Source organism: Roseivirga sp. E12 (genome assembly GCF_017592825.1).
Taxonomy (GTDB): Bacteria; Bacteroidota; Bacteroidia; order Cytophagales; family Cyclobacteriaceae; genus Roseivirga.
In genome coordinates, this window is sequence record NZ_JAGFMD010000010.1 from 61,514 (window position 1) to 85,408 (window position 23,895).

The window sequence follows — 23,895 nt, forward strand, 5'->3', positions numbered from 1 at the left end:
ATTCAGTTTACCTTTTCCCTCTTTGAATCACCTTGATTACATCTGATAAAAAATCATCTTCTCGATCCATCCTAAACTCAATAGGTAAGTAAAACAAGTCGATCTTTTCGAACATCGGGTGCGACTTGAAAGGCAAAAGTCGTACCATATCTTTCTCGGTGGTGACCATGGCCGTAACATCAATCTTAGCAAGTACTTTGGTCATTTCATCTAAATCACTTGATCTGAAATTGTAATGATCTGCATATTCTAAGTGTTTCAATATTAAATACGACTTAGAAAGGTGCTTGGCAATGGGCTGTGCCTTAGCCACACCGGTCAGCAATGCGATTTCTCTTGGTATGCTTGCTTTACCAAAAACCGATCGGACATCTTGGTAAGCAATATGAGAGAAGTAAATGGGTGAAATATCATTGTATTTTCTCACATTAGAAATAACCACTTCCTTCTCTTGCTCTCCTAGCTCCGGACACTTTGTTATGACAATGGCATCCGCACGCTTAGCTCCAATTCGTGGTTCTCTGAGGTTTCCTGCTGGTAATACAAAATCTTGGTAAAAAGGATGCTGGTAGTCGGACAACAAGATATTGTGGTCTCTCGCTACTTTTCTATGCTGGTAGGCATCGTCTAAAAGAAAAACCTCCACATCATCTTTTTCCATCAGAACAGACGGAACGGCCAAAATTCGCTCTTCGCAAACCGAAACGGTGATATCTTGACCAAATTTGTGATAAAATTGTAAGGGTTCATCTCCAATACTCTTCGCATCATCAGCATCAGAAGCCATTATAAACCCCTTGGTTCGTCTACCATAACCACGACTGATGGTTGCTAACCTGTACTCGTCTTTGAGGCTCTTGATCAGGAATTCAATCATTGGAGTCTTACCAGTTCCTCCGGTTGACAAGTTTCCTACCGAAATGATTGTACGATCGAACGCTGTTTGGCTACGTTGACCATTGTCAAACTGGCGATTTCTGGCTTGCATTAGCCAGCCATAGAGTACTGAAAAAGGAAAGAATAATGCTCTGATGAATTTCATTCAATTCAGCTGATTATCTTTAGAGATTTAAAGGCTGCAAATAAAGTCAAATATGACAAAAATAAAGGATATCATCTCTGTACTAGAAAATATAGCCCCTCGAGGATATCAGGAAAACTATGATAACTCAGGGCTTATAACGGGTACATTCGATAGTGACATCAGTGGAGTTCTCATTACACTTGATTGTATTGAATCCGTTGTGGATGAGGCAATTCGCAAGAAATGTAATCTGATCATAGCGCATCACCCGATTGTGTTCAAAGGGTTAAAGCAGCTCAATGGCAAAAACTATGTTGAAAGAACCATTATAAAGGCAATAAAGAATGACATAGCGATCTATGCCATCCACACTAATCTTGACAATGTGCATAATGGCGTTAATGCCAAAATAGCCGAGAAATTGGAGCTTGAAAACGTGCAAATTCTAGCTCCTAAAGCAGATACACTTCTAAAACTCGAAGTCTTTGTACCCATAGATTCTACAGCAAAACTTTTGGACGCCATTCATGAGGCTGGTGCTGGCAATGTTGGTAACTACAGCCATTGTAGTTTTAAGGTAACAGGTACTGGTTCTTTTAGACCCAATGAAAACGCTCAGCCTAGTATTGGTCAGCCAGGACAACAAGAGTCTGCCCAAGAAGACAAGGTGGAACTCATCTTCCCTGCTGTACTTAGGCACAAAGTCATATCTGCCATGAACAGGGCTCACCCTTATGAAGAAGTTGCTCATTTTATCCAATCCGTTGAGAATACAAACCAGCAGGTTGGTGCCGGAATGATTGGTGAACTGCCCAGCTCGAAGACACCTGAAGATTTCCTTGCTTATTTGAAGGAAAAAATGTCTTTGAAGGTGATCAGATATACTCCTTTTGACGGCAGTGAGATTAAAAAAGTAGCACTATGTGGTGGTGCCGGAAGTTTCTTATTAGGCCATGCAAAGGCACAATCAGCTGATGCTTTTGTAACCGGAGATTTTAAGTATCACGAGTTCTTTGATGGAGAAGGTAAAACCATGATAGCGGACATTGGACACTATGAAAGTGAAGTCTTTACAAAAGAGTTGATTGATGGGTTTATCAGAGAAAATTTTGCTAATATTGCAACCTATTTATCAGAGGTGGATACGAATCCCGTAAAGTACTTCTAAAAAAATCGTCAATGGAAAAAACAGTTTCACAGAAATTAGAGGCGTTAAAGAACCTACAATCAATTGACTCTCAATTAGATGAGATCAAAAAAGTAAGAGGCGCATTACCAGAAGAGGTAGCAGATCTTGAAGATGAGATTGCAGGATATGAAACACGCGTTGAAAAGTTCAATACTGAACTTGCAGAGCTAGAGGGCAATATTTCTGATCACAAGACTCAAATAAAAAATTCCGAGGGGCTCATCAAAAAATATGAAGAGCAGCAAATGAATGTTCGTAACAATCGTGAATACGATGCCATTACGAAAGAAATGGAGTTGCAAAACCTTGAAATTCAAATCTCTGAGAAAAGAATCAAAGAGGCATTCGTTAAAATCGAACTCAAGAAAGAGGAGATTGAAAAGACACAGGGTGAGTTGGGTGAAAGACAAAAAGATCTTGAAACTAAAAAGTCTGAACTTGAGGTTTTGACAAAAGAAAGCGAAGCGGATGAAAAGAAGCTTTTGGGAGATAGAGAAAAAGCCTCGAAGAATATCGAAGAAAGATTATTGATCTCTTACAATAAGCTACGTACGAATGCAAGAAATGGCCTAGCAGTAGTACCTGTAAGTAGAGGTGCATGTGGTGGATGTTTCAACGTTGTTCCTCCACAAAGACAGGCTGACATTAGAGACAGTAAAAAAATAACTGTTTGTGAGCACTGTGGAAGAATTTTAGCGGAAGTTACAGATGAGATTGTAGCGGAAGAAAAACCAAAAAGAAGCAGAAGAAAGAAGGAAGCTTAATCGTTGACTCTTTTATCAAAATACAGAAGATGGATAGGCTTGTTAGTCTATCCATTTTTTATGCTCTTTACTTTTTTGACGGCCAGCGGACAACATTCCGGTCGCAATCCCCTTCTTAACTTGGAGTTTGAAAAAACTCGAACGGCTACTGCCAATTCGGACCTACCGATGGATTTGTATTATGCAAATCTCGCAGACATATTGGAGCTCATTCTTGAGGAAAGTGAATCTCGGTTTAAGGAGCTTAAGTCAAATGAAAGTATCAGGCTCAAGGCGCTTGACCGGCTCGAAAACTCCTCTCCCTGGGTGCCATTTGTTCAAGCCGAAATAAAACTACAATGGGCATTTGTAAACTTCAAATATGGTAATGAATGGGATGCCTTTTGGGGACTTAGAAGTGCCTACCGAAGTGCAAAGAAAAATAATACTAAGTACCCGAACTTTGAACCGAACAAAAGAACACTAGGACTCTTAAATATCATTTTCGGAAATGTACCCAGTAAAAACCAATGGCTCATGAACCTGTTTGGCTTGAGAGGAGATGTGTTAACCGGACTGACTCAATTGGCGTCTATTGGCGATCAGTATCCCGAATTAGTAACCGAATCCAAGCTTATTTTGGGAATGACAAATGCCTATTTACTGGAGGACTTTGGCAAAGCTGTAGCGTTCATTTCCGATGATATACCTGATAATCTTCCTTTATTCCAGTATGTGAAATCTCTGGTCTATTCAAAGGCCCATAAATCAATCTTTGCACGTGATCTTCTTTTGAAGAGTGTAAAACGGTTCCCAATCCATAATTACCTAATTGCAGAGACCTATTTTCAAGCAGGCGAATATCAAATTGCAATTGATCACTATCAGAAATTCCTTGGCTCATTCAATGGCAAATCTTATATAAAAGACACCTATCTTAAACTCAGTATATCGTATGGCCTAACAGGAGAATTGGAGGCCTATAAGGAGTGTCTTAATAAAAGTAGAACAGAAGGCGATAACTATTCAGAAGTTGATAAGAATGCGGCTAAAATAGCCAAAACACTGGATTCGCAGAACCCCACATCATTAAGGATACGCTTTGCAATAGATGGAGGCTACTATCAAGAAGCGGATAGTCTGATTACTATTCTTGATAAAAAGAAAGATCTTTCAGAATACGAAAAGCTAGAACTAACCTATCGTAAAGCACGGTTAAACCATCTACAGTCGAAGTCTCAAGATGCCCAAAAATACTATAGGGAAGTCATTGACAATGCTGAACTGATTGAAGAGACCTATTATGGTCCAAATTCATTTCTGCAGCTAGGCTACATAATGAGAGATGAAGGTGATATTGATAGTGCCAAAATGTATTTCAACGAAGTGCTATCATTTAGAAAACATCCTTATAAGAGTAGCCTTGATAGCAAGGCCAAAATTGCCCTTAAACGTCTAGACCAACAAGATGACTAGTGTCGTTATATCGATCTATAATAAACATTGACCCTGTATAAGTCAGTTCATACAGGCAAAGGTTTGAGTGCTCGAATAAGTCCATACACTTTAATGGGTAATTCAGCATTACGGCCAGCATTACACGCATTGCTCTTCCATGCATGCAAATAAGGATTGTATCTTCATCTGACTGACTGAGAATATACTCAAGAGCATTGTGCATTCTTACGGCAACCTGCTCAGGATTCTCCCCTCCATCAATGGCTACATCAGTACGGCCTTCTTGCCAGGACTTAATCATGTTCAGGTAATAAGCATCCCCCTCCTCATCAACGGGGATTCCCTCTCGCTCGCCCCAGCTAATTTCATTTAGGTCTGCCAGCTTTTCATAAGCTAAAGGCTTTTCTATGAAGTTCACTACAGATTGATAGGTACGTTTAAGCGCAGAGATGTATACCTTCTTAAATGGTATATGCTTGTAGGTACTAAAAAAAGCTTCTCCTTGTGCTTGTCCGAGTGCATTTAAATCAGAGTCTATACCACTTCCTTGAACCACTCCAATTTTGTTGTAATCTGTTTGTCCATGTCGCGTGAGGTATATTTTTTTGGTCATCAATTTCTCCTATTTTTGCTTCGGCCAGCCGCAAAACTAAAAATTAATCTGAACCTACATGTTCCAAGAAGGCGTAACTATTGATGCTATTAACAAGATGTGCCAAAACACCTTGGTTGAACATCTAGGAATAGAGGTGACAGAGCTTGGTAAAGATTATATTATTGCAAGAATGCCAGTCGATCATCGCACACATCAGCCAATGGGATTACTCCATGGAGGTGCCTCAGTGGTTTTAGCAGAAACTCTTGGTAGTATTGCCGCATCACTTACCTTAAACCAAAAGCTACAACACTGTGTTGGCCTAGAAGTAAATGCCAATCATGTTAAAAGTGTCAAATCGGGAAATGTTTTTGGTAAAACCAGACCTATTCATTTGGGAAAACGTACTCAGATTTGGGAGATTACTATCACAAATGATCAAGACGAATTGGTCTGTATAAGTAGACTTACAATGGCCGTAATTGATAAAAAGAATTAATGTCCTCCACGCAAAAGGATAATACAATAGCACTTGACCTTGCTTCCTTTACCAAGGAAGAGATCATCTCAGCTTCTATAAGTACGGCTGTCAGCATGGAGCTTCCTATTGCCATCTGGAGAATGCCTCATCAATCAGAAATCCATTTAACCATTAGTCTTGGGAATGCCAGAAAACTTGAGAAAATCGATATTGATGACCTAGGAACCGGCTTTTTATTCGCTCCATTTCATTTCGGTAATCTTCCTGCCCTTTTTATCGATGCAGACTTCTCTTTGTCTTTCGATTTCGAGGAAGTGATTCAGGAACATAAGACTGGAAAAGATGAGAGCAATGATGAGCTAGGTGTACTTAAGGCCAAATTCGAAGGATTTCTCAGTCAAAAATCAAAAGTTCATTCATACCATATCAATCCAGAAAAGGGACTTCTTTCAGATACTGACTATCATAAACTCATCGAAAAATCAGTTTTAGCAATTAATGAGAATCATTTTGATAAAGTAGTCCCTGCTAGAACTAAAGAGATCTCTTTGGCTGAAGGCTTCAATCCAGTAGAACTGCTGCTCAATCTTTGCGATAGCTATGCGAATGCTTTTGTTTCCTTCGTCTCAATTCCAGAAAAAGGAACTTGGATCGGGGCCACACCTGAAGTACTCATAGAAAAAAGACAAGATTCTTTTAAAACCATCGCCCTAGCGGGAACTCAAAGGATTGATCCACTGAAATCTATAAGCGATACAAGCTGGACTCAAAAAGAAATTGAGGAACAAGCAATGGTAAGTAGGTATATCATTAACTGTTTCAAAAAAATTAGACTAAGAGAGTTCGAAGAAGTTGGTCCAAAGACAGTGAAAGCCGGTAACCTCTTACATCTCAAAACTTCTTACGCTGTCAATACAGCAGATACCAATTTCCCAGAACTGGCAACCGTAATGCTTGAACTATTGCACCCGACTTCTGCAGTAGCAGGAATGCCGAAAGAAGAAGCCTTGAGCTTTTTAGATATACATGAAGGGATTGACAGAGAGTTTTTTAGCGGATTTCTCGGACCAGTAAATGTTGAAAATAGTACTGACCTCTTCGTCAACTTGCGTTGTATGCAGTTGCTCGAAAACAAAGCCATACTATATGCGGGAGCAGGAGTCACTTTAGACTCTCAACCTGAAAAAGAATATCAAGAGACCGAATTGAAGTTTAATACCCTCCTCAATATTCTGAACAAATCGCTTTGACTCTAAAGCATATAAACGATATCGTTTCAGTTTGTGCCGGTCATGGCGTAGAAACTGCCATTATCTCTCCCGGATCAAGGTCCGCTCCTATTACTCTTGCATTCAATGCCCACACGTCCATTGACGTTAAAGTAATAGCAGACGAAAGATCAGCAGCCTTTATTGCTACTGGAATAGCACAACAACAGAAGAAACCAGTAGTCTTAGTCTGCACTTCAGGCTCTGCAGTTCTAAACTATGTCCCTGCAATTGCAGAGGCGTATTACCAAGAAATTCCGGTCATAGTGATTTCTGCAGATCGTCCTCCTGAATGGGTCAATCAATACGATGGCCAAACGATCCAGCAGTCAGGGATACTAGGTAAACATATATTGGCCAGTTATGACTACCCGATTGATGATGGTCACGCTGATACTCACTGGCATGGCAATAGAATTGTCAATGAGGCCCTGATCAAAGCAATGTCTTTTCCGCAAGGACCTGTGCATATAAATGTGCCTTTGCGCGAGCCGTTTTACCCTTCTGAGGCTAAGCAAATTAAGTTCGACAAAGCACGCATTATCAAATACACAGCTCCTGATACAAGGCTGATCCCAAGCTTAATTAATGAACTAGAGTCTGAGTGGAGCCAATACGAAAGCATGGCAATTGTTATTGGTCAACACGATCAGGATGACGAGCTGTCATCAGCAATTGAGGAGTTTTGCAAGCGAACTGGCACTGTTGTAATCAATGATGTAATCGGCAATCAACATTTGATACCAAATGCCATACAGCATCATGATGCTTTTCTTCAACCGAAAATTCAAAATACTCTACTGGAATTAAAGCCAGACCTAGTCATTAGCATTGGCAAGTCATTAATTTCTAAAAATCTTAAAGTATTCTTTAGAGAGAATCCACCAAAGGCACATTGGCATATCAGTCAATCCGATAGAATCAATGATATATTCAAGCAATTAACTAGGTCGATTTATCTAGAGCCAAAGCATTTCTTCAATAGCTTTAAGCCAGCTTCAGGCGATGCATCGTTTGGAAAAAAATGGACTGAGATAGAAGCTAAAGCAAAAAGTGTCACTTCAGAATACCTGATGAAGTGTCCGTTTGGCGAGTTCAAAGCAATTACCAATTGTATTGAGGCATTGCCAGAAAATAGTCAGTTGCATCTGGCGAATAGCATGGCCGTTCGTTACGCCAACTTCATTGGCCTGAACAAGAAATTAGAGGTATTCTCAAACAGGGGCACTAGTGGTATTGATGGCAGCAATGGCACAGCTGTAGGTGCTGCCCTTAGTCAAAACAAGATGGTGACGCTAATCACCGGTGATATGGCCTTCTTCTATGATCGGAATGCTTTTTGGCATCCGTATGAGCCCTCGAAACTTCGAGTAGTAATACTCAACAACCATGGTGGTGGAATTTTCAGGATGATCAAAGGCCCGCAAGATCAACCGGATTACGACAAACTCTTTGAGACAGATCAGCCCTTAACCGCTGAGAATACCGCCAGGGATTATAATTTTGAATATCTTTCCTGTACCGATTTAGGTGGTTTAACAAACGCCCTTAAAGGATTTTACCAGCCAAGCGAGGGACCAAAAGTCATCGAGGTATTTTCGGACAGCAAACAGAACACCGAAATATTCGAAGCTTTTAAGAAAGCCATTATCGCCTAGTTGTCAGACTTAGGCCGATAATCCAACGGTATCATTTCGGCAATTTTTTCAAATCCCCAATAACCTGCAGAATAGAAAGCCACCGGATTATAGACATAGCCATTGGGTTCAAATTCAATTGCCTCAAATCCATCCATAAGAGATATCCAAGACTGCTGAGGCTGTTTAACCAATTTACTTGCAGACGCATGCCCAATTCTTCTTCTATTCTGAACTTCCTGATATTCTATGGATTCAATCTCCTTCTCGAAGGTGACATACAGAAAGTTTTCGAATGGCAGTGTTTTAGATATATCTGTCGAACCCTGCTTCAAGTATTGAAAGACATTAGCATTTCTTGCATCAAGAACCCTCCCAAAGCCATTAACGTCTTTAGCGACCTGAACTAAGAAGCCTTCTTCGTCCAACCTATTCTGATATAGAGAAGTGAAAAAGTGAACTGCCGAACCTTCATATGCTTTTTTACGGTTGGCTTCCCATCTAGACATTTTTCTTTTGCTTTTTGACTTCATTTCCTCAAACACTGTATAGCCGTAATAACTACTCATACTTCCGATATAGTCCACTTGAAAATGCTCTAGATAATACTGAATTTTGTAACCTAGGGCCTTATTTTCAATAATGATAGGCTCAGACGAAAATGCCTCTAGAACCACTTTATTCTCATCATAAATAAAATCAATCACCTCCTCGTTTAATATTTTACATTGACGAGCATTGGCCGATTCGCCTAAGAAAATGAGTCTGAACTCACGCATGTGCTCCTGCCAGCGTGCATCCTTTTTTGCAGTAACTACTACACTTCCTAAACTCTTTGCATCTGCTTCTATCACAATATCGAGTGTTGTTACAGGCTGAGCACCGAGTTTCACCTGAGCAGCATAAGTTTTATATCCCACGAATTTCACAATCAAGTCATAGGTACCTGGGTTAGAAACGGTCAAACTATACTCTCCTTTGTCGTCAGTGGCGGTACCAAAAGTTGTCTCTGCGAAAAATACAGTGGCAAAAGGCATCACCTCCCCTGACTGAGCATCTTTAACAGTTCCTTTAACAGTATACCTATCCTGCGCTAATCCTTCAAAACCAATCAATAAGACAGTTAGTAGTATGTATAGTTTTAATCTCATTTCAATTCATTAAACTTGGGCCGTGGAATGTACCATTTCAATAGATAACCACTCATATTCTTTAACTCAATTTTCGCAATTGGGTTTAGGAAAAAAGGCTCATTGGGCCCTTTCTGCCCAAAAATTTATCAAACAATGGCTGAGCAATCAACCGTCATTTTCAATTTCCACCTCAGGCTCCACTGGGCAACCAAAAACGATTGAGATCACTAGAGAGCAGATGATCTCCAGTGCCTTGGCGACCATTAAAACGCTCGAACTCTCTGAAGGAACAAAAGCACTAGTTTGTATCAATACAGATTTCATTGGCGGGCAGATGATGTTGGTCCGAGGAATGGTAGGTAACTGGCATCTTAGCTTAGTTGAACCGTCCATGGATGTCTCTTTATTTCCCCTTAATCAGACATATGACTTTACCGCATTGGTACCCCTACAAATCAATTCATTACTCAAGTCTGATCAAGGGACTGCATTTCTAAATGGTATTCAAAAAATCATTATCGGTGGGGCAGCAATCTCGGGCAGTTTAGTTGAAAAAATTCAAACCTTAAACAGTCAATGCTATCATACATATGGTATGACTGAAACTGTTTCTCATATTGGCCTAAAGCCCTTAAATGGTCCGAGTAAGTCAGACTGGTTTGATTTGGTAGGAGATTCTATCATTAAGAAGAATGCAACAGGCTGTCTTGAAGTGTTCGGGACTGTGACCAATAATCAGTGGGTAAGCACAAATGATCTCGTAGAGATTCAGGGGAAGAAGTTTAGATGGCTGGGGCGTGCAGACTTAGTTGTTAATAGCGGTGGTATAAAGATTCTAGTTGAAAGTGCCGAGGAGATGATTAATCAACGCTTACCCGAAGCACTAAAAGGTACAATAGCACTTTGGAAACAGGTAAATGGTGAGCTCGGAGAAGAGCTCATTGGCATGAGCACAAGCCAATCTACAATAGCACATATTCAAGCTCATCGGGAAGACATATCAAAAGATCTGCCTAAATATCACTTACCCAAAACCTGGATCTCAATACCAGCATTTCAGTTCACACAGACCGGCAAAATCGATAGGGCTAAAACCTTATCCCGTTCAATTACCTAAAAACCAGTCTACTAGAAGACATTCTCGTAATAGTCCTTTATTGTTTCTCTACTGGAATTATTAAATTAATAAGGCAATCAACCTCTTATGAGAAAGCTGGCCTTACTCTGCATATCGTTTTTATTCCTTTCGCAAATGGGGAAAGGGCAAGAATTATATCGAGAAGGTTTTATTCTGACCAGCCCATTTGACACCGTTCGAGGTCAAGTCAAGTATTATAGTTACAACAAGGCTGCAACACAATGTGTATTTCGAATTGAGGACACAGGGGAAGAGAAAGTCTATCAACCTGGTGAAATCTATGGGTACGGTATAGAAAATAGATTGCTGTTTAATTCAAAGAAGGTCTCTCCTTCCAAAATCGTTTTTCTCGAAGTTATTTATGAGGGAACAATGCGACTTTATGGTTATCGAGATCAATTTAGACGCAACTACTTTTACCTAGAAAACACTTCTTCTGGTGACTTTGAGGCTCTGACGGAAAAGCTTGTAGGCAACAAGCTTCGCCAACGAGTATTTAAACCATACATCGATGTACTGAAATTGATGCTTGACAAAAGTGAGCTCATCTTAGACAAAATAGAAAGCACTGCCTTAACCCATAAATCGCTCACAAATCTCTTGGTGGAGTATGACGAGCGCTATGCCAATTTTAAGGGAAGAGTACTCCATGGCTCTAAGGAGCAATGGCCTCCTACTACAGGCTTTTATTTAATTCAAGGCATGGCTCAACAAAAACTAGGAGATTATGCAGGCACAGGGAACGCCTACCTTGCCGGATTGGGAGTCAAATTCCAAAAAGAAATCTCAAGAGGAACAAAGAGGCTCTACCTAGATCTTGACCTTAATCTATCCTACGAGTCATTCCAACAGACATACACTAAAACAGAAGAAGTTACCGACCAATCCATCGTTACCAATGGACTGAACTTTGCTTTTATTTCTACCAACACGACAATCCGTGGAAACGTGGATCACTCAACCACAATTAACTTGAGACGCCTAAACCTTGGCATGCCATTGAACATTAAATATGTTTTCCCTGGCAAGAAATGGTTATTCACAATGAACAGTGGCATTAACCCACAACACGCATTAACAAAAAGTGGCCAAATTAATGGCGTGTTGACTCAAGACGAAAATGTACTGATAGATATCACCAGCAAAGAAGAAACAGAAAGGTTCAGAATGGCCATCAATATTGGATTTGGAATTCAGCTAAGCGCCAAGAAAACCTATTTTCTTGACTTCCAACATTCCCCATCTTGGTTCAATCAAGGCATCTTGAAGTATAAATATAGCTTCATAAGGCTCGGACTTCTTCTTGACAAGAATTAGTCAATCAGTTTTTGAGTTTGATGATTTCCTTTTGAAGCTCGAGCACAATATTCTTCAGATCATCAAAATTCAAATCATCTTCTGATGATTCCGGAATATCCATACTGATAAAAGCCTTTGCTTCCCAAACCTCAATCACATCGGATGCATCAATCCGATAAGGAGAATAGGCCTTGTTATCAGAAACTAGAAAGAGTTGTCCATGTTCTTGAGTGTAGTCAAAGACCCGCTTATAAACTACCCCCTCTTCTTTAGAGAGTACTATGTAACACTTTCCGCTTCTAATATTTGTCAAACCCTCCATATACTCACCAATCACCACTGTACCCGGTTTAATTGGAAGCATGGAATCACCCGTAATCTCAAAAGCTCTATATGTCGCATTCCTTGGTAAGTTTGGCAATTGAAACTTTGGCATCTCCTCTAGGTAGTGAGGGTCGGCATAGCCATTGAGGTATCCAGCCGAAGCCTTCTGTGGAATTAGGTCTATGTATTCATTATCATCCTGATCTACGGTTATGGACAACACCTTCATATTTCCATCCGCCTCGTTTAATGCTTCGATCGCTTTTAAATCCATTCGCGTCAAGTCCTTGGTCAACAGGTTGTCAACGGAAACACGGAACACCTTGGACATATTCAGAAGGTTATTGAGCCTTGGATCAGCTCTGCCCTCTTCGTAGGCTCCGACTAGCGATCGTTTAATTCCAATGCGATCAGCAAAGTCTCCTTGAGTCCATTGGTGCTGCTTTCTTAAATGCTTAATATTACCTGAAATAGTGCTCATAGCTCATCAGTTTGCCTAAAGATAGAAATTATCACTAATATTTTTAGTTTTATGTTAATATTTTTAGCGAAACTTTGGCATGTAATTGGCTAGAAAAGAGATGTCAAAACTTCAATCATGAGAACAACATTTTTAATAATCGGTCTATTAATTACTTCTCTCCTTTCTGCTCAAAACAATTCCACAATTGGATTCTCCCTACATGGCTTTTTGCCGACTGGTGAACTAAAACGTGAAGCATCCGAAATTTGGGGTGGTGGCTTTGGAATGGAAGCTGCTTTTCAGATCAATGAGTCTCCTATTTACCTAGGTGGAACGCTCGATTTTACCCGTTATGGCTCAAAGGTCAGAAAAGGATTTCATAATGAAGATCTGCCTGACGTGCGCTACAGGCATCATAATGAGATGTTACGTTTACTATCAGTAGTTCGAATTAAGCCAGAAACTAAAACCCGTTTTTTACCTTATGCAGACTTCAATTTTGGCTATAGCTATGTATATACCAGGGCTAGGGTTTTCGATCGTGAATTTGACGAAGTGGTAGATGAGTTCTTTGAGTTAGACGATTTCGTCTTCACCTATGGATTTGGTGGCGGGATAGAGTATATCATTGACGAATCCATTAGCCTTGACTTCCATTTTAGAAGCACCTATAGCACTCGAGGTGACTACTTAACTCCAAATACAATTCAATACGATCCGGATATCGAGAACTACAATCTAGACATTCAGCATTCGCGATTTAACTCCATAACCTTTGGTTTTGGTGTGAAATTGCTTCTACGAGAAATGTAGATCCGTTTTGTAGCCATTCATAACAACATACTCGCGCTCTTAGAATTTGGATTTCTGCATTGACATTCTTGGTATACTTTGAAGGTTATATCAATCAAAACCAAGAATCTAATGACAACCGTAAAACTTCAAGATTCCTTCTTTAGAAGAATCTCACTGATTTGCTTGTCGATTCTGCTTAGCGCCCCTCTGATGTTCGGGCAAAAAGTGGACATGGACATGTTTAAAAATATGAAAGCACGAAGTATTGGTCCGGCCGCCATGAGTGGACGTATCACTGCTATCGATGTTGTTGAAAGCAATCCGGATATTATACTTGCTGGTGCTGCTTCAGGGGGCCTATGGCGCTCTACTGGTGGTGGGCTGGACTGGGAACCACTTTTTGATAAAGAAGCTGTTCTCGGTATCGGTGCTATCGACATCCACCAACCAAACCCAGACATCATTTGGGTAGGTACTGGTGAAGGAAACCCTAGAAACTCTGTTAGCAGTGGCTATGGAGTCTATAAATCAATTGACGGTGGTGACACTTGGGAATTGATGGGTCTTGAAAAGACACGTAATATCCATAGGATTATGATTCACCCTAATGATCCTAACACGGTTTATGTAGGAGCAATCGGTTCTCCTTGGGGTGAGCACGAAGAAAGAGGTGTTTTTAGAACTAAAGATGGTGGAAAGACTTGGGAAAAGATTCTTTACACTAACAACTTGACTGGTGTTGCTGATATGGTAGCAGACCCGTCAAATCCTGATAAGATTTTTGTAGCCATGTGGGAGCACAAACGTTGGCCTTGGACATTCAAGTCTGGTGGCGAAGGTTCCGGACTTTATGTAACAATGGATGGTGGAGATACTTGGAAAAACCTTCAGGGAGAAGGTGGACTTCCAAAAGGAGATTATGGTAGAATCGGTTTGGCGATCTCTCAAAGCCGACCTGACTATGTCTATGCCATGATTGAAAACAAGGCTAATGGTCTTTACAGATCTACCGATGGTGGTAAAACTTGGGAACTAAGAGCAGCTGCTTCTAAGCAACCTAATATGGGCAACAGGCCTTTCTACTACTCTTCTATTTATGTGGATACTAAGAACGAAAACAGGCTATATAGCTTGTATTCAATGGTATCTCGCTCTGAAGATGGTGGTAAGTCTTGGGAAGTAATCATCCCTTACTCTGGTGTTCACCCAGATCACCATGCATGGTGGATTCACCCGGAAGACCCAACTTTTATGGTTGATGGTAACGATGGTGGATTGAATATTACAAGAGATATGGGTAAGACTTGGAGGTTCACTGAGAAGCTTCCGGTTGGCCAGTTCTACCACATCAATGTAGATGACGATATGCCTTATAACGTTTACGGTGGTATGCAAGACAATGGTTCTTGGGTAGGTCCTGCTTATGTTTTCAATTTTGCGGGTATCAGAAACCACGATTGGCAAGAGCTAAGCTTCGGTGATGGTTTCGATGTAGCGCCAATCCCAGGTGACTCTCGCTATGGATATACCATGTCTCAACAAGGTAATGTACAGCGATATGACCGTGTATCTGGATATGGTAAAACGGTTAAGCCTACATCTCCTGATACATCTATCACGCTTAGATTTAACTGGAATGCTCCAGTAGCAATCGATCCACATAACCCTAATGGTGTTTATTATGGATCTCAGCATTTGCATTACAGTTCTAACAGAGGTGACGACTGGGAAGTACTTTCTCCAGACTTGTCAACCAACGACCCTGAAAAGCAAAAGCAGAATGCTAGTGGTGGTTTGACCATCGATGCAACTGGTGCTGAAAACCATACCACTACCCTAGCAATCGCGCCTAGCCCAGTCGACAGAAATGTGATTTGGGTAGGTACTGATGACGGTAACGTTCAAGTGACGCAAGACAGAGGTGGTAGCTGGACAAACACTGCTGCTAACCTTACTGGTCTGCCTGCAGGTAGCTGGATCCCTCAAATTGTAGCATCGAAGTACAATGCTGGAGAAGCATTCGTGATTGCGAACGATTACAGAAGAAACAACTGGTCTGCTTATGCATATCACACAACTGATTTCGGTCAGACTTGGACTAGAATTGTTGATGATAGTGATGTATTCGGTTACACATTATCCATTCTTCAAGATCCAATCGAGCCAAACCTTATCTTCTTAGGAACTGAGAATGGTCTTTATGTAAGTTTTGACAAAGCTCAAAACTGGAACAAGTGGAACCATGGCTACCCATCGGCATCTACTATGGACCTTGCACTTCAAGAAAGAGAGCATGACTTGGCCATCGGTACTTTCGGTAGAGCATTCTACATTCTAGATGACATCCGTCCTTTGAGGGAGTTTGCATCTAAAGGTATTGCTAATGCAATGAATGAAGACATCGTTGTATTTGATGTTGCTGATGCTTACCAAATGACTTACAGACAGCCTGCAGGTATGAGATTCCCAGCAAGCGGTGGTCCTTTCGAGGGTCAGAACAAGTACCTGAGTTCGGCAAGTGTTAAGTATTTCGTAAGAGATGACAAGGCTAAGGAAGCTCCGAAAGAAGAAGCTAAGAGCAAACGCAGAAGAGGTAAGAAAGAAGAAGTAAAAGAAGAAGCTGCTCCTAAAAAGCTACCTACTAAGATCAAGATGACTGTTTTGAGCATGTCTGGAGACACTATCAGAACAGCCTCTGGTAATGTTAAGAAGGGACAGATCAACACTTTGACTTGGGATCTAAGAAGGAGAAATCCATATCCAATTTCTAGAACTGCTGGTGGAAACCAATTCGGTGGAAGATTTGGTGGCGGAATAAGCGCAGGTGGAAGAAACCGTGAACAGGCTGCTGGCTCAGCAATGCCAGGTGATTACAAAATTCACATTCACTATAACGACCAGAGTATAGAGAAAACGGTGAAAGTTCACTATGACCCGCGTATTCAAGTGAACACTTCTGATTTGAGAGCTAAGCAGCAGTTCGAAGACGAAGTTTTAGAAATGAATCAGAAATGGGCAGCTGTAACAAGAAGAGTGAGAGATGCACAAAGTGTTGTCACTAAAGTGGAAGCTCAAATGAAAAACGCTGACAAGGATAAGGTGAAAGACTTGAAAAAAGCCATCAAAGAAATGAACAAGCATTTCGATGAAGCCAAGAAAGTCACTATCGGCCTTCCGAGAGATAGAGCACAAAATGCTCCGCGGGTTAATTATCCAAATGCTGGTCAATGGATTGGCCAAGCAAGAAGATATGCAAGTTCTCGCTTAACAGCACCGGGTACTAATGAGAGAAGTCTACTCGAGAATGCTGAGAAGGTGATGAACGAGGCAATGGATATTGTCAACAACTTCTTCGAAAACGAGTGGCCTAAGTTCAAGGCAGAGTATGAGAAAACAGACATGGGATTCTTCAAGGATTTTGATGATCCGATTAAAAAGTAATAAGAGATTACTTAGATGAAAAGGACGCCAATTGGCGTCCTTTTTTTATGTCAACCAACAAGATCTTTTGCTCCTTCTACCTTTAACTGTATTTTCGCAGTAAACCGAATGGCATGAGTAAAGTAGCTTGGAAAACCGTAAAAGAGTACGAAGACATTACCTACAAGAAGTCCGGTGATGGTGTAGCAAGAATCGCATTTAACAGACCAGAAGTCAGAAATGCATTTAGACCTAAAACTGTTGGAGAATTGTTCGAAGCGCTGCTTGATGCTCGTGAGGATACGTCCATCGGTGTAGTACTGCTATCAGGAGAAGGGCCCTCTAAAAAAGACGGTGGTTGGGCGTTTTGTTCCGGTGGTGATCAGAATGCTCGAGGCCATCAGGGCTACGTTGATGATGATGGAATGCCAAGACTCAACATACTTGAAGTACAGCGTTTGATCAGGTTTATGCCGAAAGTGGTGATCTGCGTTTGCCCAGGTTGGGCAGTTGGTGGTGGACACAGTCTGCATACCGTTTGTGATCTTACACTTGCCAGTAAAGAACATGCCATATTCAAACAGACGGATGCTGATGTAACCAGCTTCGATGGTGGTTATGGATCCGCCTATCTTGCAAAAATGGTAGGACAAAAACGTGCTCGAGAAATCTTCTTTTTAGGAAGAAACTATTCCGCACAGGAAGCTTTTGAAATGGGCATGGTCAATGCAGTAATACCACACGATGAATTAGAGGACACAGCCTATGATTGGGCTCAAGAAATCTTAGAGAAGTCTCCAACGTCTATTAAGATGCTCAAGTTCGCTTTCAACCTAACAGATGATGGCATGGTTGGACAGCAGGTATTTGCTGGAGAAGCTACGCGACTGGCTTATATGACAGAAGAAGCAAAGGAAGGGAGAAATGCCTTCCTGGAGAAGAGAAAGCCCAATTTCAAAGACATTAAGTGGATACCGTAAGCGCTACGCTTAGTTATCAGTTCCTAGTTATTAGTAAATCAGGTAAAAGGTATTTTCAATTACTTGATATACTAAGCCGATAAAACAACCGATTTCTATCTATGATTAATATTACTCAAGCCACTCTCTCAGACTATGCCGACATCCATCAGATGATTATGGATTTCGCCACTTTTCAGAAAACGCCTGAAAAAGTTTCCATCACTTTGGATCAGATGAAGGAAAATGGTGATGAATTCAAGGCATTAATTGCCCGAGATGGAGACAAGGCCATTGGCTTTGCTACTTACTATTTTGGGTTTAGTTCATGGTCAGGAAAACACCTTTTTCTTGACGATTTATACCTCGAGACCGACTATCGAAGTCAAGGGTTAGGCCATCAGTTTATGGACCAATTAGAATCTATTGCTAAAGACAAGGGATGCCAGTCTATGCGATGGCTAGTTTCAAGATGGAACGAGCCTGCAATTGCCTTCTATAACAAACGTGGTGCAATCATTGAAGATACCGAAATGACTTGTCAGTTTAAGCTCTGAAAGTAGCTCTAGTTGCCTCTTAAGCTTCCACTAAGCACACTGATATTCGGGTTAATAGGATTCCCAGACATTCTACGCATCATAACAACCTGACCGGTGTGGTAAATAGCATCAGCTATGGGGCCATTGATGGCATTCCAGAATGGCATTTGTCTACCATCGGCAAACTTGATGTTATAATCATCAAAATCTGAGCTTTTACTACCCTTTAGAATACTCACAGTCTTCTCAAGGTTACTTAGTGTTTCATTTCTCACCTTCTCAAAAGTCATTTCCCTAGCATTCCCTGCATCAAACACTTCTTTTTCGAGCGCGCTCAATAAGAACCTCGAAAGGGTATAAATGTGATCGATAGTTGCCCTAGAGTTCCTACCTTCTTCGACAGGGCCGAATTTCAAATCTTCTGCCCTCAAACCTTCTGAAGCCCAATAGTATCTAAACCCTAAACCTTCTACCATTCTGGCAGCAATGTTTCCAGAATTGAAGGTACTCTCTGTCTCGGCAATAGACTTAAATGTCGACTCTTGAGACTGACCGAAGTTGAAAAGCGCGGCTAAGCAAATAACAGTTAGAAAATATCTCATCCTTAAAAGATTAATGGTTTTTAAATACAGTTCGCAATGATCTAAATATTATTGTTCAATTCCCAACCGCCTAACAATCATCTGTTCAAAAAATAACAAAACTGTTCAACGATGAGAATAATGATTTTACCTTTCAGTCAAAGAAAGAAATATCCAAAACCAAAAGAACAGACATGATCAAACTATTCTTAAGAGCCGCCATCGGAACAAGTTTTTTATCTGCCGTTGCAGACCGTTTTGGTCTTTGGCCCAAAGAAGTTTCAGCTTGGGGCAATTGGGAAAGTTTCATAGCCTACACCCAACAACTCAACCCTATAGTTCCTGAAAGTCTCATACCCGCTTTAGGTGGTTTTGTTACTGCTGCTGAAATCATTTTCGCCCTATGCCTAATCATAGGGTTTAAGACAGAATACATTGCGCGGTTAAGTGGCATTCTCCTTTTGCTTTTTGCTGGCGCAATGATCCTTTCATCTGGCATAAAAGGTGTTTTTGATTATTCGGTATTGGCGGCATCGGCAGCTGCATTTGCCTTAAGTACTATGAAAGAAAAGTATTTAGAGTTAGACCTGGCCTTAGCCAAGAGAGAAAAAGGCACAAACTTAAGCTAAAACCGCTTGATAGATATAGGTTTCCTTTGCAATAAAGTCTCATTATCTTCTTGTCACAATTAGACTAAGAAGTCATGAAGCATCACAAGAGTAAAAGATCCTTCCTTAAAAGAAGTTTAGCAGTTGGGGTTGGGCTACCTCTAATAGGGAGTGGTATTACTTCCTGTATTGCTAGTAGCAAAGAAGAAAACGAGTCAGTAGAAAAACTCAGGATATTAATTCTGGGTGGCACCAGTTTTCTAGGACCACACCAGGTGGCATATGCTATTTCAAGAGGGCATTCTGTTTCTACATTTACCAGAGGAAAAACAAAACCTACAATCCACCAAGATGTATTTGATCAAGTGGAAATGCTTATTGGCGACAGAGAGGATAATCTGACTGCCTTAGAAAATCGTGAATGGGACATAGTCATAGACAACTCTGGTCGTAAAACCGAATGGACCAAGAAGACTGCCGAGTTACTTAAAGAAAAGGCGGGAATCTATATCTACATCTCATCGACTGGCGTCTATTACCCTTATTTAAAAGCTGGAATAGATGAAAGTACCGATATGCTCATGGAGGACCCTGTTAATCCTGATCGTCCCGATATTCAGCGTGAAGACTCTTATGGTGTAATGAAGGCCAAGTCAGAAATGGAAACCATTCGTTCCTTCGGTAAGGATCGTTCCATAATTATTCGTCCGACTTATATGGTTGGGCCAGGCGACAGAACTGACAGGTTCATACACTGGCCGATTAGACTGGCCAAAGGAGGTGAAGTCTTGGTTCCTGGCAAACCAGAAGACCCTGTTCAGTATGTGGATGTTAGGGATGTTGCTGAATGGATAATCCGATTGGCTGAACAGGAAAAGACTGGATCATACAATGCAGTAGGCCCAGAAAATGCAGAAACATTGGCTGAGTTTATCAATAGAGCCAAGGAGGCCTTTAATGTTGAATCAACTCTTGTGAGTATCCCAGACTATGACTTTCTAAGAAAGAACCGTGTTTCATTTATCATTCCATGGATAATGCCAACAGATGAGTATTATGGATCAGCACTTATAAAAAATGAGAGGGGAAAAGCCGCAGGACTGACTTTCAGGACATTAAGAGACACGGTAAAAGAAACCCATGACTGGTGGACATCAGATGCCCTTCCAGCCGAACATCGCGAAAAATATGAGTCGAACCCTCGCAGTGTAATGTCAAGAGAGGCTGAGGTCATTGACAACTGGAAGAAGTTAAAAGGTTAAAAAAAGCCACTCTGACATATCGGAGTGGCTTTTTAGGTTTAGAAGTTAATGTTTTATAAATCTCTTCTGCTAATAAGACGTGTTGTCGCCCAATAGAACAATCCCAAATAAAACAATACAGCTGCTAATTCTGGTATAGTTATAAAGTCTTGAACCTCTTGGAGTGCATACTTCGGAAATGGAATATGTACCAATTGATTGATTGCCTTTACCGGCAGAACATACTCAATCCAGTCTTGGCCTAAGTATCTCATCCTTCCCCAAATAACATTCTCTACCACTAGCGTCCAGAAAATCAAGATACCCATTGAAATAATAGACTTCTTGATCAAAGACCCCACAAAGAGTGTAAAAACCAAGAAAGTAAACAGTTGCAAAGCAAAAGCCGGTATGAAGTATATATCCTCCAGAATTAGACCGAGACTTACTTCAGTAGAGTAGATTAAACCTGTTATCAAACCTAATACTAAAAGGAAGGCGGCAGATGCTACACTCAAGAAACCGGCCATAATAATCTTACTCATGATGAATTCCTTCTTACTTAGACCATCAATCACATTCTGACGAATCGTACGATACGAAAATTCATTGGTGATGGAGTAAATCAGACTAAAACCCAAGAGTAGTTTAAACCAAATGGCTACACTCGTAATATTCTGCCAGATATCCGGAAACTCATAGAAAGGTATGATCGTGGGATCAATACCATCAACGTCAAAATCAGTTAGTCGACTCTTGAGGTATTGGAAGAAAGGCATCACTCCTACGCAAATCAATGTTAGGGCAATAAAGTACATACTTGCTAGTACTTTGAAAGACCTACTTGGTCTTACTTTCTGCAGTTCGATTTTTAATAACCTAATCATTTTCCACCTCCTTTTTGCTCTGCTAAAATTTCTAAAAACTGCTTTTCAAGCGTTTTGACCTTTACAATCAAATGCTTGGCTACGATTCCTTGTTTAAAGAGGTACTCGTTTATTTCTTTAGATGCGAAACCACTTTTCATTGTCAAAGTGTATTTATCAAGCTCGCGCTTGACATGGCTCGCCATCTCAGACTGTTCTAAAATCTCTAGCAAATTGTCAGCATCAGCCCGAACCTCTACGATCACATCGCCTTTGCCAACATCTTCCACCAAACCATCATGAATCAAAACACCGCGTTGTAAAACACAGAAATGAGTACAAACTTTCTGAACTTCATCGAGTAGGTGACTTGCAATGATGATGGTTTTACCGCTGTTTGCAATATCCATAATCAAGTCACGAATTTCAGCAATACCCTGGGGGTCTAATCCGTTTGTAGGTTCGTCAAGAATTAAAACCTCAGGATCGCAAAGCATTGCGGAAGCAATGGACAAGCGCTGCTTCATTCCTAGCGAATATGTTTTAAACTTTGACTCTTTTCGCTCATCTAGATCGACAAGCTTGAGAACCTCCTCAACTCTGTCGTAAGAAACCTCCTTTATATCGCAAACGATTTTGAGGTTTTGAACTCCCGTCAAGTATGGGTAAAAAATGGGGTGCTCCAAAATAGCACCTATTCGTTTTCGAGTATTTTGAGTTGCCGGCTTTCCGAACCATTCAAAATCTCCACTGGTTTGATTGATCACACTCAGAATCGTTCCAAGTGTTGTCGTCTTTCCACTACCATTGGGGCCAAGAATACCATAGACATTTCCCTTTTTTACTTCTAAAGAAAGGTTGTCTATAGCCTTGATCCTTCCATAGTGTTTGGAAAGATTTTTAATTGATAATACAGTATCCAAATCGTGTTGTTTTTGAGTAAAAATGAGCCGCAGCTCAGTATTATTTATCTAAAGGCCTCTTGAAGCCCCATATTAGATCCATTGCTATTCATAAATTGAGAGAACTTCACAATATTATTCACATCAGGATAGCCTTCGATATCTATAATGCTGTAGCCTTCGTCCATAGTGATAAGGACCACAAAACCCTGGGGTTTACCGCGTCTTTCCTTCATCATAATGTTCATGTTATTCCCTTCTATTCGAGCAGACATCATTGATTCGTAGCCCTCTCCTTCTATGTTGGCCCGTAAGGCATCAAAGTCAGATTTACCAGCACGGTGTCTGTCGTCATTATCTTCATAAAGGAAGAACTTAACCTTTTCAATTCCTTTGATCATATCACCAATTGGTGGCATGTCTTGGAATTCGCTGACATCGGCACCACCAAGGGCTCCTAAGTCAATCCTAGAAATCATTTTGAGGGTACTCTTATAAAAGAAGAGTGTTGTCGAAGGACGATTGTCCTGACGAAATCTTTCGACACTTCGGCTTTGAGCAAAACCGCTGAGTGTCATACTTAAAAGTAGACTGAGTATTAAAAGCTTCTTCATACATCCAATTATTTTGAGCTTTGACCAATAAAGCAGAGGGTACCGAGGTACCCTCTGTAATCATAATAGCAATATTCTAGTTGCCACCTCTCTTATCGAGGAACTCTAGTTCCTCAAAACCTTCCATACCGATAGATTTGGATAGTTTGTAGATGGCGTTCAAGTCGATACCATCTCCTACGATACTTAAAAGGCCGAATTCATTGTCGCCTCCCATTACCATAAAGAGCTCATCAATCTTGTTATTCTTCTCTTTGATCATGAATCTAATGTCTTTGTCATCTTCTCTTAGAGACATCAACTCTTCAAAGTCCTTACCAATCAACCCTAGGGCTTCTTTGTACATCTTACGGCCATCAACGTCTTTGTCTTTGCCTAAAACTTGAACTCTTTTTATTTTACCCAAAGACTCTTCAACCATTTTCTGCTCATCAGGATCCTCAAATTCAATTTGAGCTATCATTTGGAACATTTTGCCACTGAAGTTCAGGTGCATAAAAGACTGATCATCTACATACTTTTCGAAGTACTTTGAGATTGCATCACTTTGAGCATTTGCAGACATCGCAAACAAGCCCAATACCATTGTTAATACTAACTTTTTCATTATCTATTTTC

Annotated in this window: 23 protein-coding genes; 14 read left to right on the forward strand and 9 right to left on the reverse strand. The window is 40.7% G+C overall.

What is annotated here, in order from left to right; all coding sequences use genetic code 11:
- Window positions 1–7: 7 nt before the first annotated feature.
- The gene (gene lpxK / locus J4E76_RS18600; RefSeq protein WP_208506300.1) at window positions 8–1,042 is read right to left on the reverse strand and encodes a tetraacyldisaccharide 4'-kinase; all 1,035 of its coding nucleotides are present in this window, start codon (window positions 1,040–1,042) and stop codon (window positions 8–10) included.
- Between the two features lie 52 nt (window positions 1,043–1,094).
- On the opposite strand from lpxK, the gene J4E76_RS18605 reads away from it, so the two are divergent.
- The 3 genes from J4E76_RS18605 to J4E76_RS18615 are packed head-to-tail and all read left to right on the forward strand — an operon-like array spanning window position 1,095 to window position 4,432.
- Entirely contained in the window at window positions 1,095–2,192 is a 1,098-nt protein-coding gene (locus J4E76_RS18605) for a Nif3-like dinuclear metal center hexameric protein (RefSeq protein WP_208506301.1), read from the forward strand.
- 11 nt (window positions 2,193–2,203) lie between these two features.
- A complete protein-coding gene (locus J4E76_RS18610; protein WP_208506302.1) occupies window positions 2,204–2,977 on the forward strand; it encodes a zinc ribbon domain-containing protein in 774 nt (257 codons plus the stop codon).
- A 60-nt stretch (window positions 2,978–3,037) separates the two neighbouring features.
- Window positions 3,038–4,432, forward strand: coding sequence for a tol-pal system YbgF family protein (locus J4E76_RS18615; RefSeq protein WP_208506303.1), 1,395 nt, complete (start codon window positions 3,038–3,040; stop codon window positions 4,430–4,432).
- Here the strand turns inward: J4E76_RS18615 and J4E76_RS18620 are convergent.
- Window positions 4,404–5,027, reverse strand: coding sequence for a histidine phosphatase family protein (locus J4E76_RS18620; RefSeq protein WP_208506304.1), 624 nt, complete (start codon window positions 5,025–5,027; stop codon window positions 4,404–4,406). The two genes, J4E76_RS18615 and J4E76_RS18620, sit on opposite strands and share 29 nt — an antisense overlap.
- Window positions 5,028–5,085: 58 nt before the next feature.
- Between J4E76_RS18620 and J4E76_RS18625 the strand changes: the two genes are divergently transcribed.
- The 3 genes from J4E76_RS18625 to menD are packed head-to-tail and all read left to right on the forward strand — an operon-like array spanning window position 5,086 to window position 8,416.
- Entirely contained in the window at window positions 5,086–5,508 is a 423-nt protein-coding gene (locus J4E76_RS18625; protein WP_208506305.1) for a hotdog fold thioesterase, read from the forward strand.
- Window positions 5,508–6,740: a chorismate-binding protein gene (locus J4E76_RS18630; RefSeq protein WP_208506306.1), complete on the forward strand. Its 1,233-nt coding sequence runs from the start codon at window positions 5,508–5,510 to the stop codon at window positions 6,738–6,740. The genes J4E76_RS18625 and J4E76_RS18630 overlap by 1 nt, the downstream gene beginning before the upstream one ends.
- Window positions 6,737–8,416, forward strand: a complete 1,680-nt coding sequence (gene menD, locus J4E76_RS18635; protein ID WP_208506307.1) for a 2-succinyl-5-enolpyruvyl-6-hydroxy-3-cyclohexene-1-carboxylic-acid synthase — start codon at window positions 6,737–6,739, stop codon at window positions 8,414–8,416. Before J4E76_RS18630 ends, menD begins: the two co-directional genes overlap by 4 nt.
- Here menD and J4E76_RS18640 read toward each other — a convergent pair.
- Window positions 8,413–9,546 carry a carboxypeptidase-like regulatory domain-containing protein gene (locus tag J4E76_RS18640; RefSeq protein ID WP_208506308.1) on the reverse strand — a complete coding sequence of 378 codons (1,134 nt, stop codon included), beginning with the start codon at window positions 9,544–9,546 and terminating at the stop codon, window positions 8,413–8,415. The genes menD and J4E76_RS18640 overlap by 4 nt on opposite strands.
- 79 nt (window positions 9,547–9,625) lie before the next feature.
- Here J4E76_RS18640 and J4E76_RS18645 point away from each other — a divergent pair, with 79 nt between their 5' ends.
- Window positions 9,626–10,645, forward strand: coding sequence for an AMP-binding protein (locus J4E76_RS18645; protein WP_208506309.1), 1,020 nt, complete (start codon window positions 9,626–9,628; stop codon window positions 10,643–10,645).
- A gap of 87 nt (window positions 10,646–10,732) precedes the next feature.
- On the forward strand, window positions 10,733–11,983 hold the full coding sequence (locus J4E76_RS18650) for a hypothetical protein (RefSeq protein WP_208506310.1): 1,251 nt from the start codon (window positions 10,733–10,735) through the stop codon (window positions 11,981–11,983).
- Window positions 11,984–11,987: 4 nt separating this feature from the next.
- Here the strand turns inward: J4E76_RS18650 and J4E76_RS18655 are convergent, their stop codons facing one another.
- Entirely contained in the window at window positions 11,988–12,770 is a 783-nt protein-coding gene (locus J4E76_RS18655) for a helix-turn-helix domain-containing protein (protein ID WP_208506311.1), read from the reverse strand.
- A 117-nt stretch (window positions 12,771–12,887) separates the two neighbouring features.
- Between J4E76_RS18655 and J4E76_RS18660 the strand changes: the two genes are divergently transcribed.
- From J4E76_RS18660 to J4E76_RS18675, 4 genes are all read left to right on the forward strand, one after another.
- Window positions 12,888–13,565 (forward strand): outer membrane beta-barrel protein, encoded by a 678-nt coding sequence (locus J4E76_RS18660; RefSeq protein WP_208506312.1) that lies wholly within the window; start codon window positions 12,888–12,890, stop codon window positions 13,563–13,565.
- A gap of 111 nt (window positions 13,566–13,676) precedes the next feature.
- Entirely contained in the window at window positions 13,677–16,988 is a 3,312-nt protein-coding gene (locus J4E76_RS18665; protein WP_236017549.1) for an exo-alpha-sialidase, read from the forward strand.
- A gap of 113 nt (window positions 16,989–17,101) precedes the next feature.
- Window positions 17,102–17,947 carry a 1,4-dihydroxy-2-naphthoyl-CoA synthase gene (locus J4E76_RS18670; protein ID WP_208506313.1) on the forward strand — a complete coding sequence of 282 codons (846 nt, stop codon included), beginning with the start codon at window positions 17,102–17,104 and terminating at the stop codon, window positions 17,945–17,947.
- A 101-nt stretch (window positions 17,948–18,048) separates the two neighbouring features.
- A complete protein-coding gene (locus J4E76_RS18675) occupies window positions 18,049–18,483 on the forward strand; it encodes a GNAT family N-acetyltransferase (protein WP_208506314.1) in 435 nt (144 codons plus the stop codon).
- 8 nt (window positions 18,484–18,491) lie between these two features.
- On the opposite strand, the gene J4E76_RS18680 is transcribed toward J4E76_RS18675, so the two are convergent.
- The gene (locus J4E76_RS18680; protein ID WP_208506315.1) at window positions 18,492–19,067 is read right to left on the reverse strand and encodes a DinB family protein; all 576 of its coding nucleotides are present in this window, start codon (window positions 19,065–19,067) and stop codon (window positions 18,492–18,494) included.
- A gap of 173 nt (window positions 19,068–19,240) precedes the next feature.
- On the opposite strand from J4E76_RS18680, the gene J4E76_RS18685 reads away from it, so the two are divergent.
- Window positions 19,241–19,675 (forward strand): DoxX family protein, encoded by a 435-nt coding sequence (locus tag J4E76_RS18685; RefSeq protein ID WP_208506316.1) that lies wholly within the window; start codon window positions 19,241–19,243, stop codon window positions 19,673–19,675.
- A 74-nt stretch (window positions 19,676–19,749) separates the two neighbouring features.
- Window positions 19,750–20,916 (forward strand): NAD-dependent epimerase/dehydratase family protein, encoded by a 1,167-nt coding sequence (locus J4E76_RS18690; protein WP_208506317.1) that lies wholly within the window; start codon window positions 19,750–19,752, stop codon window positions 20,914–20,916.
- A gap of 53 nt (window positions 20,917–20,969) precedes the next feature.
- On the opposite strand, the gene J4E76_RS18695 is transcribed toward J4E76_RS18690, so the two are convergent.
- The 4 genes from J4E76_RS18695 to J4E76_RS18710 all read right to left on the reverse strand — a co-directional run bounded on the left by J4E76_RS18695 (window position 20,970) and on the right by J4E76_RS18710 (window position 23,884).
- Window positions 20,970–21,782, reverse strand: coding sequence for an ABC transporter permease (locus J4E76_RS18695; RefSeq protein ID WP_208506318.1), 813 nt, complete (start codon window positions 21,780–21,782; stop codon window positions 20,970–20,972).
- Window positions 21,779–22,684, reverse strand: coding sequence for an ABC transporter ATP-binding protein (locus J4E76_RS18700; RefSeq protein ID WP_208506319.1), 906 nt, complete (start codon window positions 22,682–22,684; stop codon window positions 21,779–21,781). The genes J4E76_RS18695 and J4E76_RS18700 overlap by 4 nt, the downstream gene beginning before the upstream one ends.
- 44 nt (window positions 22,685–22,728) lie before the next feature.
- On the reverse strand, window positions 22,729–23,277 hold the full coding sequence (locus J4E76_RS18705; protein ID WP_208506320.1) for a DUF4252 domain-containing protein: 549 nt from the start codon (window positions 23,275–23,277) through the stop codon (window positions 22,729–22,731).
- 76 nt (window positions 23,278–23,353) lie between these two features.
- Window positions 23,354–23,884 carry a DUF4252 domain-containing protein gene (locus tag J4E76_RS18710; protein WP_208506321.1) on the reverse strand — a complete coding sequence of 177 codons (531 nt, stop codon included), beginning with the start codon at window positions 23,882–23,884 and terminating at the stop codon, window positions 23,354–23,356.
- Between the last annotated feature and the right edge of the window lie 11 nt (window positions 23,885–23,895).